Origin of the sequence: Vibrio sp. 1874 (assembly GCF_033344395.1) — a bacterium.
GTDB classification, from domain to species: Bacteria; Pseudomonadota; Gammaproteobacteria; order Enterobacterales; family Vibrionaceae; genus Vibrio; species Vibrio alginolyticus.
On record NZ_JAWPOR010000001.1, the window covers coordinates 591,180 to 608,494 of the forward strand.

Genomic DNA, 17,315 nt, shown 5'->3' on the forward strand with positions numbered 1-17,315 from the left:
CGCTTATACGGTCTCAATATGAGGAGAAGAGTGTTGCTATCAAGGCCCGTAGTTTGGCTTATATATTACGTCGGTGATTCGGTCATAAAAATATCTTAGCGTGAGACACTGGCTCAGAATTTCTTATCATGAGCTAACGAATAGTTTGATCCAGAGAAATAAAAGGAGCTGAATCATCAGCTCCTTTGTCTAGTTGGATAATTACTTACAGTTCAATCTTTTTAACCATGCCCGATTCTGCATGGCCCGGAATGTTGCACGCGAACTCAACGTTGTTGTCACCGTGGAAATGCCACAACAACTGCTTCGCTTTGCCTGGTTCGACCGTCACAGAGTTGCCCGAGTCGTGCATATGATCACCGCTCATTGTCTTCATCATTTCGCGATGTTCTAGCTGCTCTTTAGCCGAACCAATCGTAAACTCGTGGTTGATCTTACCTGTGTTCATGACTACAAACTGCACCACATCGTTTGGCTCAATCTTAACGTCTTTCTTGAACTTGATGGTCATGTCATCACCCAAGATTACGTGTACCACCTTGTCTGGCTTTGCCCCTTTCGCTGGCATACCTACTGCCGACATGCCCGGCATATCCATCATGTTTGAATGGTCCATTTTACTGTGGTCCATCTTCATGCTGCCGTGGTCCATGTTTTCATGCTTCATGTTGCCATGGTCCATGTTCGCGTGGTCCATGTTTGAATGATCCATTTGGGCAAACGCAGTCGTTGTTGTTAGGGCTAGAGCAAGAGTGATTAGTGTCTTTTTCATTTTTATATCCTTGTTTTAATTCATTAATAACTTGGTTGCTTCCCCTCAAACGGCATGTTTGAGAGGAAGGTAGGGATTAAGCGTTGTTGTTTACATCACTAGCTTGAGTGCTAGCTTGGTGATTAGTCGCATTGCTTGGGCGCAACTCACGTTGTTTCCACAGCTTGAAGATGGCTGGAAGCACTAACAGCGTCAGCAGCAGTGCTGATGCCATACCGCCAATCATTGGTGCAGCGATACGTTGCATCACTTCTGATCCTGTCCCTTCGCCGTACATGATCGGAATCAGACCAATAATTACTGTTAGTACCGTCATCATTACTGGGCGAACACGCAGGCCTGCACCTTCACGAATGGCATCGGTTAGGTCTTTCGCCTCAAGCTTCTGTTGGCTCTCTTCCGCATCCAGCTTTTTGTAGTGCCATGCTTGGTTGAGGTAGACGAGCATGATGACCCCAATTTCAACCGCGACGCCTGCTAGGGCAATAAAGCCGACCCCAACGGCAATCGAGAAGTTGTAGTTGAGGATATGCATGAGCCACAAACCACCAACCATAGCGAGTGGTAGGGTAAGCATGATGATCATCACTTCACCGACACGACGGAAGCTGAAGTAAAGCAGCAGCATAATGATGGCGATGGTGATTGGTACCACGACACTCAAGCGGTCTTTCGCACGCTCCATGTATTCGTATTGACCAGACCAAGCCAGCGAGTAACCCGCAGGAAGTTCCAATTGATCAGCAACAACCTGTTGTGCTTCTACGACGTAAGAGCCAAGGTCACGACCATCGATGTCGACAAATACCCAGCCGTTTGGACGCGCGTTTTCTGTCTTGATCATCGGAGGGCCGTCTTCGTAACGAATGTCCGCTACATCAGCCAGCGCAATACGGGCGCCATTTGGTGTAACTAACGGCAGGTTTTGCAGTTTAACCACTGAATCACGGTAGTCTTGTGGGTAACGAACGTTTATTGGGTAACGCTCCAAGCCTTCAATGGTTTCACCCACATTCATGCCACCCACCGCAGTGGAGATCACTTGCTGAACGTCTTTGATGCTTAAGCCATAACGCGCTGCGGCACGACGTTTAATGTCGATCGTGACATAACGACCACCTGCTACACGTTCTGCATAAACCGATGCCGTGCCTTGTACGCCGTTAAGAATTGGCTCTAGCTGAGAGCCGATCTTCTCAATCACTTTCAGATCTGGGCCCGCGATCTTAATGCCGATAGGGGTTTTGATGCCCGTAGCTAGCATGTCGATACGCGTTTTGATAGGCATTACCCAAGCGTTAGTAAGACCAGGGAACTGAACCAACTTGTCGAACTCTTTGCGCAGTGACTCGGTTGTTACCCCTTCACGCCATTGATCGCGTGGCTTCAACTGAATCACGGTTTCAATCATGGTGAGTGGCGCTGGATCGGTTGCAGTCTCAGCTCGGCCAATCTTGCCCCATACGGTTTTCACTTCTGGAACGGTTTTGATCAGCTTGTTGGTCTGTTGTAGAAGCTCGCGCGCCTTACCAATTGAGATACCCGGATAGGTCGTTGGCATGTACATCAAGTCGCCTTCATCCAGCGGAGGGATGAACTCGCTACCCAGTTTACTGGTTGGGTAGTAAGCCGATGCCATTAGGCCTAATGCGATAACAATCATGGTCTTAGGGTATTTTAAGCTGGTGTTCAACAGCGGGCGGTACAGCGCGACCAAGCCGCGGTTAACCGGGTTTTTGTGTTCCGGTAACACCTTACCGCGAATGAAGTAGCCCATAAGAACAGGGACGAGTGTGATCGCCAAACCTGCTGCCGCTGCCATGGCGTACGTCTTAGTGAACGCAAGCGGCGAGAACATCTTGCCTTCTTGGCCTTCTAAGGCGAACACCGGTACGAAGCTAAGAGTGATGATAAGCAACGAGAAGAACAGCGGTGCGCCGACCTCTTCTGCGGCTTTGCCAATTACTTGCCAGCGGTTTTTTTCGGTCAGTGGCGTTCGTTCAATGTGCTTGTGAACGTTTTCAATCATCACGATTGCACCATCTACCATGGCACCGATGGCAATCGCGATACCACCAAGGGACATGATGTTGGCGTTGATGCCTTGCCAATGCATCACGATAAACGCAGTGAGAATGCCAACCGGTAGGCTCAGAGCGATAACCAACGAAGAACGAATGTGGAACAGGAACAACGCACACACAATCGCAACGACGATGAACTCTTCTGCAAGCTTCTTCCATAGGTTTTCTACCGCTGAATCGATAAGGGTAGAGCGGTCGTAGGTTGCCACAATTTCTACGCCTTCTGGTAGGCTGCGTTGTAGGTCTGCAAGTTTGTCTTTGACTTTCGCAATCACTTCACTGGCGTTTTCACCAAAACGCATCACGATAACGCCACCTACCGCTTCACCTTCGCCATTCAGCTCTGAGATACCACGGCGCATTTGTGGGCCAAGGTTAATGTCTGCGATGTCTCCTAATAGCAACGGCGTGCCTTTCTCAGTGACTTTGAGAGGCAGTGATTTGATGTCTTCGATGCTGGTTAGGTAACCCGTGGTACGAACCATGTGTTCGGCTTCGGCCACTTCGATAACGGACGCGCCGGTTTCTTGGTTACCATTTTGGATTGCCATGTTCACTTGCTGCAAAGTGAGGTTGTACGCACGCAGCTTGGCAGGGTCAATCTGCACTTGGTACTGCTTAACCATACCGCCCACGGTCGCGACTTCAGAAACACCATCCACGGTTTGCAACTCGTACTTCAAGAACCAGTCTTGCAGGCTGCGAAGATCAGCCAAATCATGCTTGCCAGTTTTGTCTTGTAATACGTAGCTGTAAACCCAGCCTACGCCTGTCGCATCAGGACCTAGCGTTGGTTTTGCGTTCGGTGGCAGCTTGGGTGCTACTTGGCTTAAGTACTCCAACACGCGTGAACGTGCCCAGTACATGTCGGTATCATCGTTGAAAATGATATAAACGTAAGAGTCACCAAAGAATGAGTAGCCACGAACTGTCTCAGCACCCGGCACGGCAAGCATGGCGGTGGTGAGTGGGTAAGTGACTTGATCCTCGACGACTTGAGGAGCTTGACCCGGATAGCTTGTCTTGATGATCACTTGCACATCAGAAAGATCCGGAATCGCATCAACAGGCGTATTCTTTACACTGTAAAGTCCGCCTAATACAAGGGCTAAGGTCGCGACCAACACTAGGAATCGGTTGCTCAGTGACCAACGAATAATAGCATTGATCATAATTAACCCTCGACGGCTGTTGTTGCAGGAACTAGCTGTTTAAGAACGTAGTCAGATCCTTGTTTTTCAACTAGAAACCGAACTCTCTGTCCTTCTTCAAAACCCGATAGATCAACGGCTTCACCCACAGAGAAGTTCATCTCGCCAGCATCCCAGTTCCATTCTGCAACCGGTAGGTGGTTTAAGGTGATCATGCCAAAATCAGCCATCAGCATGCTAATGTCACCAGTTAGCCAAACTTCTGCGGCAATGACGCTGTTGTCTGCCTTATAGTCGATGATTTGGTACTGACCGGACTCCGTCTTTTGCATTTCAAATTCGATAGCCTGACCTTTTTTCAAGTCACCCATTTCAACGCCATCTGCGAAAGTGAAGTTCATTACCATGCCCGGCCAATCCCATTCTGGTACAGGCTGGTGGTTGATGGTCAGCATGCGGTGATCTTTCATCACATCCGTGATCTCACCTTTGGCCCATGCCGTTTCTGCCGCTGCTTCTACACCATTGATGCGAGACAGATCCGCCGACTGGCTTGATTCAGAGTCGAGCATGAAGTGAGATGAAGTAACGATCTTGTCGCCCTGTTTAAGTCCTTGTAATACTTCGATTTGTTCGCCAGCTTCGCGGCCAACTTCAATTCGAGCAGAACGGTATTTGCCATCACCTTCCGCCAGAACAACGCGAGTCATACCGCCAGAGCGGATAACAGATGATTTAGGAATCGTTAAAACTGCGTCGTCAGTGACAGGCTGCAAAGCAATATTGGCAAACATGTTTGGCTTCAATGCGCCATCTGGGTTAGGGAATTTAAGACGCACACGCAACGTACGTGTTTTCGGATCGAGGATTGGGTACACGTAATCGACAACACCTTGCCATTCATTGCCCGGAATCGCGTCAAGGGTCATCGTGGCTTGAGAGCCTGCTTTCATCCAGTGTGCTTGACGCTCAAAGACTTCTGCATCAACCCAAACATTGTCCAAGGGACCTGCACTGATCACCGCTTGAGCAGGGGATAAATAGCCACCTTCACGCACGTTTAAGCTCGCGATAACGCCATCAGCAGGTGCTTTGATTTCAATGGTTTGTGATGCTTTCCCGCTACGAGTAATGGATTTGATTTGAGCACGGTCAACACCAAGCGTTACCAAGCGTTCGGTCGCCCCCTTTACAAGACCTTTGCGGCCAGTGCGGTACGCATTCAGCAATTCTTCTTGTGCTTTAACCAGTTCTGGAGAGTAGAGCGTGAAAAGCACATCGCCTTTCTTCACTTTCTCACCCACAGCATTGATGTAGAGTTTTTCTACCCAACCCGCCACACGAACGTTGGTTTGCCATAACAGACTTTCATCAAAGGCAATATAACCAACCGTTTCGATACGTGGTGATAGCTGTTGCAGTGACGCGTTTGCGGTTTTAACCCCGAGGTTATTTTCTACTGAAGGGTCGATAGTCACAGTACCCGGTGCGTCTTGTTCACCGGATAGATCTTCTGCGTAAACCGGGATCAAATCCATGCCCATTGGGGATTTACCCGGCTTGTCGCGTTTGTAGTTCGGATCCATTGGGGCAACCCAGTAAAGCGGATCATTAGAGCTTGAAGCAGGTTCACCACCCATCGCACTCATGTCGTGAGCCGAGCCCGTAAGAAAATGATTAGCACCAAACCCTAAAGCACCACCAACAATCAGCGCAATGGTTGCAATTTTTAATGTTTTCATTGTTTTACCTTATTTTCCCCTTCACATTTGACGCTACAGCGTTGTTGCCTGCTCTCGTTCACCCAAATCACATAGAGGATCCCTTAGTTTGTTAGGGAAAGTGCTCATGGGATTCTCTCGTTTGCCGCCTAGCTGTAGCCCCAACTGTCTTGGGGAATCACAAATTAATATGTCGAAATAGAGCGAGCTTCCGGTGAAGCCACTTGATAGTCGAAACCACCGAGTAGGGTGGCTAAATTGCTGTTTGCGATGTTGAGATCGGTCAGTAGACGTTGTTGCTCCAATTGCAGAGCCAACTCGTCAGTCGTGGCGGAAATCACATCGTTAAACTGCGCTGTGTTGTTTTGATAACCCCGCTCAACGGCTTGAATGCGCGCTTTCGCTTGAGGCAATAAGGTGGATTGATAACGTTCTAAGCGTTGGGTTAAGTTGCCGCGATCAACCAACAGAGTGTTCACCTTGGCATTCATCTGCGTTAGTAAGGTGTCTTTTTGTGATTGTGCCGCGCCAACTTGGTATTGAGCGGCCGCGAGATTGCGATCTTGGCGGTCACCCGTAAACAACGGAATGTCCATGGTTAGGTAAGCGCTGACCAAATCGGAGGCGGGTTCACCCATCATGTTGTCGGCTTGGCGGTAGGCGTACATTACTTCGACGCCAAATTGTGGGTTGTAGGCTTGCTCAGCAATTTCCACCTGCGTTTTATTGGCAGAAATACTGACGTCGGCCATCTTAACCATCGGGTGTTGGCTGAGTTGCTGATAATGCTTGGTGGAACCCTGACTCGCAGCAAGTTTGCTGTTCAGTGTGTCCCAGTTCAATTGATTGCTCGCGTGCAGAGCCTGTTCGTTTGCCAACCAATCTGACCCCAACCATTCGGAGAGTTGAGAGATAAGACGACGTTGCATTTGTGCGTTGGCTTGCAGTTTCTCATCCAACTTGCTGACTTGAAGTTGGGCGTTGAGCAGATCTTGCGCTTCACTCTTACCAATCGAATAGTTGGTTTGAATAAAGCTTTCCATTTCCTTCATCAACTTGCGGTTCTCAAGCATGATTTGCTCCGCGCGTTGCTGGTAACCAAGTTCTAACCAAAGTTGAGTCATGCTGTTGGCTACCTCAAGCTCACGAGCATGCACTTGAAGACCAAGGCCGTCGGCTTGTTGATTGGCTTTCTTCTGCTGTAAATCAAGCGTAGAGCCACGCTCAAACTGCTGCATTAAACCAACGGAGATGTTGGTCATTGGGTCTTCATCGAATTTGAAGCTGTCGACAGGCAAGCCACCAAAACCTACTTTTAGTTTTGGGTCCATCAAGGTCGCACTCGCGACGCCCGTTTCACGCATGGCAGCAGATTGCGCTGAGTATTGCTTACGATTGCCATCGTTACTCAAAGCGACGTTGATCAGTTGGGCAAGCTTGGTCGTTGAAGCTCGCTCACTTGATGCGGAATTTTGTGCTGCGTGCGTCTCTTTATCTGCGGCGTTAACCAAGGTTGGCGCAGCGACCAGAGCCACCATAAAAATAGGTGCAGCTAAGCGGTATGGTTTGATATCCATAATCTAAATCCAGTGTTCGCCGGATCGATGGAGGTGCGGATTTTATTGCGGGAACAGTAAAGCCTTGTTACCTCATCGTTCAGGCGCATTAAAACAACCTGCGATACACGCGCAGGGTCGAATGCTAGGACGGATTTAGGCTATAGGAGGTCGGTACAGGTCGCGGCTGACGTGTACGACAGGGGAAGCAACTTCAGGAGTAATAGTTGCGCGATAGACGACGGGCATCGGGCTATTGACAGGATTCGGTAGGGGGACGAAAACTATCGTACACGCGGCAGTACAGCAGGTATGAACCATGCCGGAGCCACCACCACAGTTCATGCTGGTTTCTCTTGCATCGCCATCTTCGGACATAGAAGCGTCAGTCATGGAGACGTCCATCATGCCAGGCATACCGCAGTGTTCGCTGTCACTCATCATAGAAGGATGGTGAGCCATGCCAATAGACATCATTTGAATATTCATCAACGGCTCACTGTTCGCCACACTAGATACCAATAGCACTAGCGTCGTGAAGAGAGTTAACCAGATTGTATGCAGCGATTTTAAGTGCATACCCTTTCCCATGTGTTTGATGAAAATGATGAAAACCCTTCGATTCTAAAGGTTAACCTAAGGGTAAGGTCAATCATTTATTACTCTTATTATCAAAATAGTCCAACCCTTCTGTTTTCGCACTTTCGAGGGAGTAAAACGTTTGTTAAACACCGAGTGTTGAAAGTTAGCGAAAGAAGCCCTCGCTTTTTATGACACGTGAAAAATGTGGTTTATAAGTTTTACATCACACTAACTTGTCTTACAAATGATTATCCTTATAGAATGCATGGTTTTGCTTGTGCAGATTTGGATTTGCTTTGCTGCGGGGGTTGCATGATAGAAATTGTCATCGATGGAAAATATAGAATTGTAGAAGAGGGTCTAACCCTTTTAGAAGCAGCAAAAGTGTGTGGGGTCGAGATCCCATCGCTGTGCGGAATGAACAAAAGTAATGAAAAAGTACCGTGTGACTTGTGTGTGGTTGAAGTCGAAAGCGGCGGTACTAAGCGTGCGTGTGAACTTGAAGTTTACCGGGGCCTTAATGTGGTCACGCAATCAGAACAATTAAGCGAGCACCGCAGAAAAGCACTCAACCGCATCATGACGGACCATTACGCCGATTGTGAAGCGCCATGTAAAACCGCGTGTCCAGCGGGCGTTGATATCCAATCGTACCTTTATCACATCGCACAGAACGATCATCAAAAAGCGATTGAAGTGATTAAGCGTACGCTTCCTATGCCGTTATCGATTGGCCGTGTGTGCCCGGCATTTTGTGAGAGTGAATGTCGCCGCTCGTTAGTCGATGAGCCTATTGCAATTCGTCAGCTAAAACGTCATGCCGCGGATGCGGATTTGTCTGCGCATGAAGCCTACGTACCAGAAAAGAAACCAAGCAAAGGTTTGAACATTGCTGTCGTCGGCAGTGGTCCTGGTGGTCTGACAGCTGGCTACTACCTATCGAACGAAGGCTACGACGTTACGGTCTTTGAATCCATGCCAAAAGCGGGTGGTTGGTTGCGTTATGGCATTCCAGAATACCGTTTACCAAAAGACATTCTCGATAAAGAAATCGAACTGATGTGCCGCAATGGCATGCAAGTTCACACCAATCAAAAGCTGGGTGTGGATTTCACGCTTTCTCAATTGAGCGAAGAATACGACGCAGTGTGTTTGGCGGTCGGCGCGTCTCAAGCGGTTGAAATGCACTACACAGGCAGTGACCTTGAAGGTTGCTACTTAGGTGTTGATTACCTCAAAGATTACGTTACCGAGCAAAACTACGTCACGGGTCAGAAAGTCGCGGTGATCGGTGGTGGTAATACAGCAATTGACTGTGCTCGTACTGCGCGTCGTGCTGGTGCAGACACCACGTTGATTTATCGTCGTACCCGTGACGAAATGCCGGCAGAAGACTACGAGATTGTCGAAGCGGAACACGAAGGGGTGAAATTCCACTTCTTGACCAACCCTGCAGAAAACCTTGCCGATGAAACCGGACGCGTGAATGCGATTCGTCTAGAGCGCATGGCGTTGGGTGAGCCGGATGCATCTGGTCGTCGAAGCCCTAAACCAACTGGCGAGTTCTTTACCGAAGAGTTCGACACCGTGATTGCGGCAGTATCGCAAAAGCCAGACCTGAGCTTCCTCGAAGGCGAAGATTTATCGATTCCACTTACGCGATGGAATACCTCTGATGCCGATGAAAAGACCATGCACACCGGTACGGGTAACATCTTCAGTATCGGTGATTTCCGCCGTGGTCCAGCAACGGCAGTTGAAGCCGTGGGTGATGGTCGCGTTGCGGCAAAAGCCATTGACCTGTTTTTGAATGGCGATATGGCGGATATGCCAAAGGCAGCGTTCAACTCGCGTAAAGAGAAGAAACTCTCTCAAGTTGATCCGCTTCACTTCGAGAACATCCAGAAAGTCGCTCGATCTATCATGCCTGAGCTGACTCCAGCACAACGCGAGCAAAGCTTCGCTGAAGTGGAGTTAGGCTTTGATAACGAAGAAGCGATGAAAGAAGCGGCGCGCTGTCTAGAATGTGGCTGTCAGGCAAATACCGATTGTGCGCTGCGTGATTACTCCACCGAATATGAAGCTGAGCAAAGCTTTGATTTCTCCTTACAGATTAAATCACATCAAGATTGGTTAGATCTTCGTGCGAAAGACTTGCGTCATAAGTACGAAGTTGACCGCAGCTCTGAGTTTATTGAGTTTGATGCCAACCGCTGTATTAGCTGTGGTCAGTGTATCCAAGCGTGTCGTGACAAAGCCGTGCACGGCGTACTGAACTTTGTGTGCGACAAACAAGGTCGTCCTGCATTACGTCCTGACGACCGTCCACACTTTGGAAGTAACAAGAATGGCTTAACCCTAATGGGCGATTCGAACTGCGTGCAATGTGGCGCGTGCGTTCAAGTGTGTCCAACGGGCGCGATGGTCGATAGTCGTGACCGCTCACAAGGTCGTACTGAAGATCTGAAAGCGGTCGACACCATTTGTACGTACTGTGGTGTGGGTTGTAAGTTGACTATGTTCGTGGACGAAGCAACCAATACGATTCGTTACGTGAAGGGCGGTGACTCGCCAGTGAACCAAGGCATGCTATGTGTGAAAGGGCGCTTTGGTTTTGATTTCATCGGCAGTGAAGAGCGTCTTACCACGCCTTTGATTCGTAAAGACGGTTGGTTGCAGCCTGCGAGTTGGGAAGAGGCGATTCAACTGATTGCAAGCAAGTTCTCTGGCATCAAGCAAGATTTTGGCAGCAACGCATTGGCGGGTTTCTCTTCAGCGAAAACCACCAACGAAGACAACTACGCGTTCCAAAAATTTGTCCGTCGTGAACTAGGCACCAATAACGTCGATCACTGTGCGCGCTTGTGTCACGCATCGAGTGTAACCGGTCTTGAGGCATCACTCGGTAGTGGTGCAATGACCAACGACATTCCAAGCATTAAGCACTCGGATGTGATCTTTATTATCGGTTCGGATACTACATCAGCACACCCGATCATCGCTTCACACATCAAACAAGCAATTCGTCACCACGGCGCTCGCTTGATTGTGGCTGACCCGAAACGTGTCGATATGGCAGAGCATGCTGAGCTGTATATGGCGCATCGTCCGGGTACGGATGTGATGCTCCTAAACGGTGTCATGCAGCAGATCATTAAGAACGGCTGGTACGATCAAGAGTACATCGAAGAACGTGTCGACGGCTTTGATACCTTACTGCAAGAAGTGATGTCGCCAGCTTACAACCTCGATAAAGTGGAATTGGTTACGGGCGTAAAAGCCGAAGACATTCAAGCAATGGCGCGTATGATTGGTACGGCAGATCGTACAGCTGTGTACTACTCGATGGGTATTACTCAGCACACGACAGGTCATGACAACGTGCGTTCTATCGCTAACCTGCAATTACTGTGTGGCAACATCGGTATTGAAGGTGGTGGTATCAATCCGCTGCGTGGTCAATCAAACGTGCAAGGCGCGTGTGATATGGGCGCTTTGCCAAACAGCTTCCCGGGCTATCAAAAGGTATACAACCCAATTGTGCGTCAGAAGTTTGCGATTGAATGGAATGCGCCAAATCTGCCTTCTGAGCAAGGTCTAACCCTGACAGAAATCATTGATGCGGCTTGCCATCGTGACGTTCGTGGTATGTACATCATGGGTGAGAACCCAGTGTTGAGTGACCCGAACCAAGCGCATGTGATTGAAGGTTTAGAAGCACTCGACTTCTTGGTTGTTCAAGACATCTTCCTAACGGAGACTGCGCAATACGCGGATGTGGTTCTGCCTTCTTGCTCGTTTGCAGAGAAAGCGGGTCACTTCACCAATACAGAACGTCGTGTACAGCGTGTGAATCCGGTTGTCACGGCACCGGGTGAAGCGAAAGAAGATTGGTGGATTATTCAAGAAATTGCCAATGCCATGGGCAGTGATTGGGATTACCACTGCGTGTCTGATATCACCAATGAAATCGCACGAGTGACACCTCAATACGCGGGTCTTCGTTGGGATGCCATTACGCCAAACGGTGTGCAATGGCCTAGCAACAAGAACAACCCTGCGGGTACTCGCATCATGCACCAAACCCAGTTTACTCGTGGTAAAGGGCAAATGGTGGGTGTACCGTTCCGTTATGCGGCTGAGCTGCCAGATGAAGAGTACCCACTTGTGTTAACGACGGGTCGCGTACTTGAGCAGTTCCATACTGGAACCATGACGCGCAAAACCAAAGGGTTGGATAATCTTGCTGGCCCTCGTGCGATGGTGAGCGTGGAAGACGCAGAGGCACTTGGCATCAGTAATGGTCAGCGTCTGACGGTGTCTACACGTCGCGGCAGCATTGAGATTGATGCCTTTGTGACTAAGCGGATTCAAAAAGGTGTGGTGTTCATTCCTTTCCACTTTGTTGAATCGCCGGTGAACCGTTTAACGACAACGGCGACGGACCCGCATGCGAAGATCCCTGAGTTCAAGGTCGCTGCGGTTAAAGTGGAAGTGAGCGAAAAAACAACGCAGACAGAGTCTCTCGAAGATAGTTACCAACACGTTTAAATTCGGTGAGTCACATTGTTGTGGTCACTGACAATTTGAGCCTAGTTGATGGGCGGATAATCTAATCTTGATTTCCGCTCTCACTACATTCACTCGGATTGTCTTTTTCTTCCAACTCCTTTTACTTTTCTGTTATCACCGCGCTCCGGTTAGTTTTCCTTTCTTACTTCTTACTTCTTACTTCTTACTTCTTACTGTCTCTGTGGCGTATTTTTGTTCAAGCCCATGATGAGAGTGCAATAAAGTTTGTTGTTGAGCTTGTCATAGAATTGACTGTCTCTGACTGTCCCCTGTTATTTGGGCAAGTTCTATAACCTAAACTTTGCTCGCTTCCTATACTGAATTAACGAAGCAAGATTTTTATAACAACAAGAGGAAGCTTGTATGACAAGAACAACCTCATTTGCACTCGTTTTATTACTTATGTGCGCATACTTTGGTTACAACCGTTATTATGTATACCCCCAGCAGTTGGAAACACAGGCGAAGTCCATGCTAATACAAATGGCAAATCGCGAAGAGTGGGTCGATGTGTTTGAGATGATGAATCGCGTAGACGCGCACAAGGGCCATTTGGAACTTGTTGCTGACGTGACATCCTCTGATGGTCAGCGTGCGTACAGTGAAGGTATTATCACGTACACGGATCGCGAAGGCGTTGTCTGTAAACAGGTAGTGTTCAACTTTAAAATAAACTCTTTGAAAAACTACAATATTTCCGATTTACGAGATTGTTCCTACGGTGAGTACTATTAATATTGTCTGAGAGTTGAGCTCGATAGCGCAGTGTATGAATACAGAAACAAAAAATAGCCCTTCGTTGGGGCTATTTTTGTTTTTAAGGAATAAACGCAATATCGTGGAATTAGTCGAGTGATTTTTTGAAGCGAAATGAAGCGACAATAAGGCCGATAACGGTGAATCCAAGTAACCAAACTGTATCTCGCCATAGCTCCATTAGGTCTGCACCACGCAGCACCACGCCACGAATAATTCGCATAAAGTGGGTAGCAGGCAGCGCTTCTGATATCCATTGTGCCGCGACGGGCATTCCTTCATAAGGGAACATAAATCCGGACAGAAGAATCGACGGCAAAAGAATAAACACCGTCATCTGCATGGCCTGAAGTTGTGTCGTCGCAATGGTGGATATCACCAGACCTAAGGTTAAACTCGCGGCGATAAACAACAGCGTGCCAAACAATATCTGACTAATGGCGCCGTTTATCGGCACACCAAATATCCAGTGCCCCAAGCCTAAAATGATAAACACCTGAATCAGACCAACAAAGATGTAGGGAATGATCTTCGCCACCATGAGCTCGATGGAGTGGATTGGCGTAGTAATCAGTAACTCCAAATTGCCGCGTTCTCGTTCTCGAACAATGGCTGCACTGGTGAACAAGATCATCGTCATAGTCAGAATCACGCCCAATAAACCGGGGACAATGTTCACCGCCGAGCGCCGACTCGGGTTGTAATACAGCGCAACTTCAAAGGTTTTGGTTGGGGCAGGGCGTATCTCAAAATCAAAATCCGTTAACGGCATGGTTTGTAGTGAGAGAATTGCCGAGCTGATCATGGTGTCTGAACCATCTACAATCCACTGCCCAAGCTCTCGCCCTTGCACCATACGTTGGGTTAAGTCGCTAGGCAGAATTAAAGCCGCTCGCACCAAACCGTCTTGAATGGCTTGTTCTGCTTCTGATGCGGTAGCGAAGGTTTCGACCACATCGACCACTTGCGTTACTTTAACGGACTCGGTAATTACACGCCCGGCAGTACTGCCACTTTGATCGACGACGCCAACGGGGATGTCGCGAATATCCGTATTAATGGCAAAGCCGAATAGCAGAAGCTGAATCAGGGGGATCATTACGACCATGCCAAAGGTAATGCGGTCACGTGAAAGCTGACGGATCTCTTTGATCATTACCGCTTTCATACGGGCAATAGATTTCATCATTGGCGACCTTCTCCCGTCACGCTGACAAACACATCTTCCAAGCTAGGACGAGCAATGTTCATCTCGCAGCCATCAAGCTCAGGAAAGGTTTGGGTTAACCATTCGATCGGTTGTTCGATGTGCTGGTGGATTAAAATGCGTAAGCGAATGCCTAGCTGTGCGGCTGAGCGGACTTCTTCACGCTGAATGACTTTCTCTTTTAGCTCGCGTAGGTTGTCCGCTTTGACTTCGACGATGTTAACGCCCATTTGCGCCATGAGTTCTTCTGGCTCACCATCGGCGCGGATTTCCCCCGCTTCCATAATCGCCAGACGATGGCAGCGTTCTGCTTCGTCCATGTAGTGCGTAGTGACCAAAATCGTCGTGCCTTGGTCAGAGAGGTCAAACAACTGCTCCCAGAAATCGCGTCGGTTCTCTGGGTCAACCGCAGACGTGGGTTCATCAAGAAACAACAAGTCTGGTTTGTGCATAGTGGCTGCGGCAAGAGACAAGCGTTGCTTCTGGCCGCCGCTCATTCCTCCGACGCGCTGTTTACGCAGTTGGTCGAGACCGTAGGTGGCTAGTTGTTCTTCGATGCGAGCCTTTAGGGCCTTGGTTTCCATACCAAAGATTTGTCCAATAAACTCAAGATTCTCTTGAACCGTCAGGTCATCATAGAGGGAAAACTTTTGTGTCATGTAGCCAATCTTGAGGCGCAGAAGCTCAGATTGTTTTGGGATCTCTAGCCCGAGTACATCGACATTGCCCTCGCTTGGGCTAAGCAAGCCCGTCAGCACACGAATGGTTGTCGATTTACCGCAGCCGTTCGGGCCAAGAAAACCATAAATACTGCCTTTGGGCACATTGAGCGTGATGTTGTTGATGGCGGTGAAGTCACCAAACTTCTTCACTACATTTTCAGCTTGAATCGCGAATTCGGTCATTGGCTTACTCCACCAAATCCACTTGCGCTGGTATACCTGAAGGCAAGGATTGTGCGGAGTCTTGAAGGTCGACTTCTGCTAGGTACATCAAACGCGATCGTTCTTCCTCGGTAAGCGCGAAATAAGGCGTGAATGAAGGCTCAGTCGCAACCCAACGAACGGTGCCGCTATATGGTTGCTCAACGCCATCTACATGCACGTTAACCGTTTTACCCGGCACAAAATCGACTCGGTAGTTGGCAGGAACGTAAACGCGAGCGTATGGGACGCGGCTGGCTTGTATTACAGCAACTACACCATTCACAGGAACGCGTTCGCCAAGGTTAAACGGTAGGTTATCTAACAAGCCATCTCGCGTGGCGGTGATGGTGAGTTCTGCCAGTTTCTGTTCTTGTAGTGCCACATCGGCTTTTGCTGCCATGAGTGCGGCTTTTGCTTGTTCAATATCTTCAGGACGAGAGCCAGCGGTCAGTTTGCTGAACTCTTCTTGTGAGGAGTCTAGCTCTGCACGGGCAGAATCTCTGGCTGCTAAAGCGGTGTCTTTTTCTGATTGGCTGATGAGTTTTTTACGAACTAACTCCGCCTTACGTTGGTAGTTCTTTTGCGCTTCAACCAATTGAGCTTCCGCTCTGGCAACGCGTGCTTGCGCTGCGGCAATGTCTTCTGGTCGCTCACCATTGGTCAATTTCAAAAGATAGGCGTCAGCCTTGGCTTGTTCGGCTACGGCGTGAGCTAAAACGGCTTCTTGGTTCTTTGTATCGAGCTGAACCAGCACTTCTCCTTCGGTGACTTGGCTGCCTTCCTTGATGGGTAGGGCACGAATTATCTCGCTAGAGGTTGCAGTAAAGGTTACGCGGTCACGTTCCAGTGTGCCAAGGGCTTGCTGTCCGTCATCTTTGGAACAGGCAGTTAAAAGAGTCAGGGCTAGGGTGCCAAGAATGATTCGCTTCATCATGCGACGCTTCCTCTAAGAAGGTGAGCTCGAATTCGTATCAAGCTATAGAAGAGTGTGGGACTGCATTCAGTGTAACGTGAGTCAGTTTTGTCCGGCTAGGAAGTTAATTCCTTCAATATTCATCAATTGATTAATTATTGAAACTGGCTTTATCCTGCTGAAGCCGTGCTTTACTTGGCTCTTTTAAGTTGATTACATGAATATCATTTAAACAAAAATCTTGCCTTTCATGTAGAGCACGCCGTCGCCAGATACTCTTACTTGTTCGCCAGTAACTTCACAGTGCAAAATGCCTCCGCGCTGAGAAGCTTGGTAAGCGACCAGTGATGTTTTGCCTAACGCTTCTGCCCAGAATGGTGCTAACCCAGCGTGAATCGAGCCAGTTACGGGGTCTTCGTCACCACCATTTGCAGGCCAAAAGTAACGCGATACAAAGTCTTGTTGATCACCTTTCGCGGTAACGACCACATCGTAAGGAGCGAGTGTCTTGAGGTGCTCTGAACGGTATTGAACCTCAAGTACCTCCTGCTGGTTGCCGACCACCACGAAATACGCTTGAGGGCTAAGCAGTACGCGTTCCACATCGCAACTTAGGCCATCAATCAATGCCGAGGGAATATCAGAAACGGCTTTTGGAGGACGAGCAGGGAACGTCATCTCGATCTTACCTTGCGCATTCTTCTCTACGGTGAGGGTCCCTACTTCCAGAGTATGAAATTCAATCGTGCCATTAATGCCAAACTCATCAAACAGAACTAACGAAGAGGCCAGTGTTGCGTGTCCACAGAAATCGATTTCAGTAATCGGAGAGAACCAACGAATCTCATATCGGTTTGCGCCAATGGATTTTAGAAAAGCCGTTTCCGACAAGTTGTTTTCTGTCGCGATATTTTGCATCAATTCTGGGGCTAGCCATTCCTCTAACGGTACCACCGCTGCTGAGTTGCCTTTGAATTGCGTATCGGTGAAGGCGTCCACCACGTAGATATCCAATTCCATTTTCCTTCCTTATTCCGTGAGCGATTAATTAGCATAAACCAAGTGCAATTAAGAG

At 48.7% G+C, this 17,315-nt stretch carries 11 protein-coding genes; 2 read left to right on the top strand and 9 right to left on the bottom strand.

Annotated features, from left to right (window positions below; translation table 11 throughout):
• Positions 1 to 205 precede the first annotated feature (205 nt).
• The 5 genes from copI to R8N46_RS02685 all read right to left on the bottom strand — a co-directional run bounded on the left by copI (position 206) and on the right by R8N46_RS02685 (position 7,863).
• Positions 206 to 772 (bottom strand): copper-resistant cuproprotein CopI, encoded by a 567-nt coding sequence (gene copI, locus R8N46_RS02665; RefSeq protein ID WP_017635240.1) that lies wholly within the window; start codon positions 770 to 772, stop codon positions 206 to 208.
• Positions 773 to 848: 76 nt separating this feature from the next.
• Positions 849 to 4,028 carry an efflux RND transporter permease subunit gene (locus R8N46_RS02670; RefSeq protein ID WP_275115246.1) on the bottom strand — a complete coding sequence of 1,060 codons (3,180 nt, stop codon included), beginning with the start codon at positions 4,026 to 4,028 and terminating at the stop codon, positions 849 to 851.
• A 2-nt stretch (positions 4,029 to 4,030) separates the two neighbouring features.
• A complete protein-coding gene (locus R8N46_RS02675; protein WP_213889717.1) occupies positions 4,031 to 5,749 on the bottom strand; it encodes an efflux RND transporter periplasmic adaptor subunit in 1,719 nt (572 codons plus the stop codon).
• A gap of 164 nt (positions 5,750 to 5,913) precedes the next feature.
• Positions 5,914 to 7,305: a TolC family protein gene (locus R8N46_RS02680; RefSeq protein ID WP_171345477.1), complete on the bottom strand. Its 1,392-nt coding sequence runs from the start codon at positions 7,303 to 7,305 to the stop codon at positions 5,914 to 5,916.
• A 135-nt stretch (positions 7,306 to 7,440) separates the two neighbouring features.
• Positions 7,441 to 7,863, bottom strand: a complete 423-nt coding sequence (locus tag R8N46_RS02685) for a hypothetical protein (protein ID WP_115386744.1) — start codon at positions 7,861 to 7,863, stop codon at positions 7,441 to 7,443.
• A gap of 315 nt (positions 7,864 to 8,178) precedes the next feature.
• Between R8N46_RS02685 and fdhF the strand changes: the two genes are divergently transcribed.
• Positions 8,179 to 12,417 carry a formate dehydrogenase subunit alpha gene (gene fdhF, locus R8N46_RS02690; protein ID WP_054578678.1) on the top strand — a complete coding sequence of 1,413 codons (4,239 nt, stop codon included), beginning with the start codon at positions 8,179 to 8,181 and terminating at the stop codon, positions 12,415 to 12,417.
• A 384-nt stretch (positions 12,418 to 12,801) separates the two neighbouring features.
• Entirely contained in the window at positions 12,802 to 13,173 is a 372-nt protein-coding gene (locus R8N46_RS02695) for a hypothetical protein (protein WP_005375433.1), read from the top strand.
• A gap of 109 nt (positions 13,174 to 13,282) precedes the next feature.
• Here R8N46_RS02695 and R8N46_RS02700 read toward each other — a convergent pair whose 3' ends face one another.
• From R8N46_RS02700 to R8N46_RS02715, 4 genes are all read right to left on the bottom strand, one after another.
• Positions 13,283 to 14,380 (bottom strand): ABC transporter permease, encoded by a 1,098-nt coding sequence (locus tag R8N46_RS02700; protein WP_206225814.1) that lies wholly within the window; start codon positions 14,378 to 14,380, stop codon positions 13,283 to 13,285.
• Positions 14,380 to 15,306, bottom strand: a complete 927-nt coding sequence (locus R8N46_RS02705) for an ABC transporter ATP-binding protein (RefSeq protein WP_213972134.1) — start codon at positions 15,304 to 15,306, stop codon at positions 14,380 to 14,382. Before R8N46_RS02705 ends, R8N46_RS02700 begins: the two co-directional genes overlap by 1 nt.
• 4 nt (positions 15,307 to 15,310) lie before the next feature.
• Complete coding sequence (locus R8N46_RS02710) at positions 15,311 to 16,261, bottom strand: HlyD family secretion protein (RefSeq protein WP_005385136.1); 951 nt, start codon at positions 16,259 to 16,261, stop codon at positions 15,311 to 15,313.
• 207 nt (positions 16,262 to 16,468) lie between these two features.
• On the bottom strand, positions 16,469 to 17,260 hold the full coding sequence (locus R8N46_RS02715; protein WP_213889713.1) for a PhzF family phenazine biosynthesis protein: 792 nt from the start codon (positions 17,258 to 17,260) through the stop codon (positions 16,469 to 16,471).
• Positions 17,261 to 17,315 lie beyond the last annotated feature (55 nt).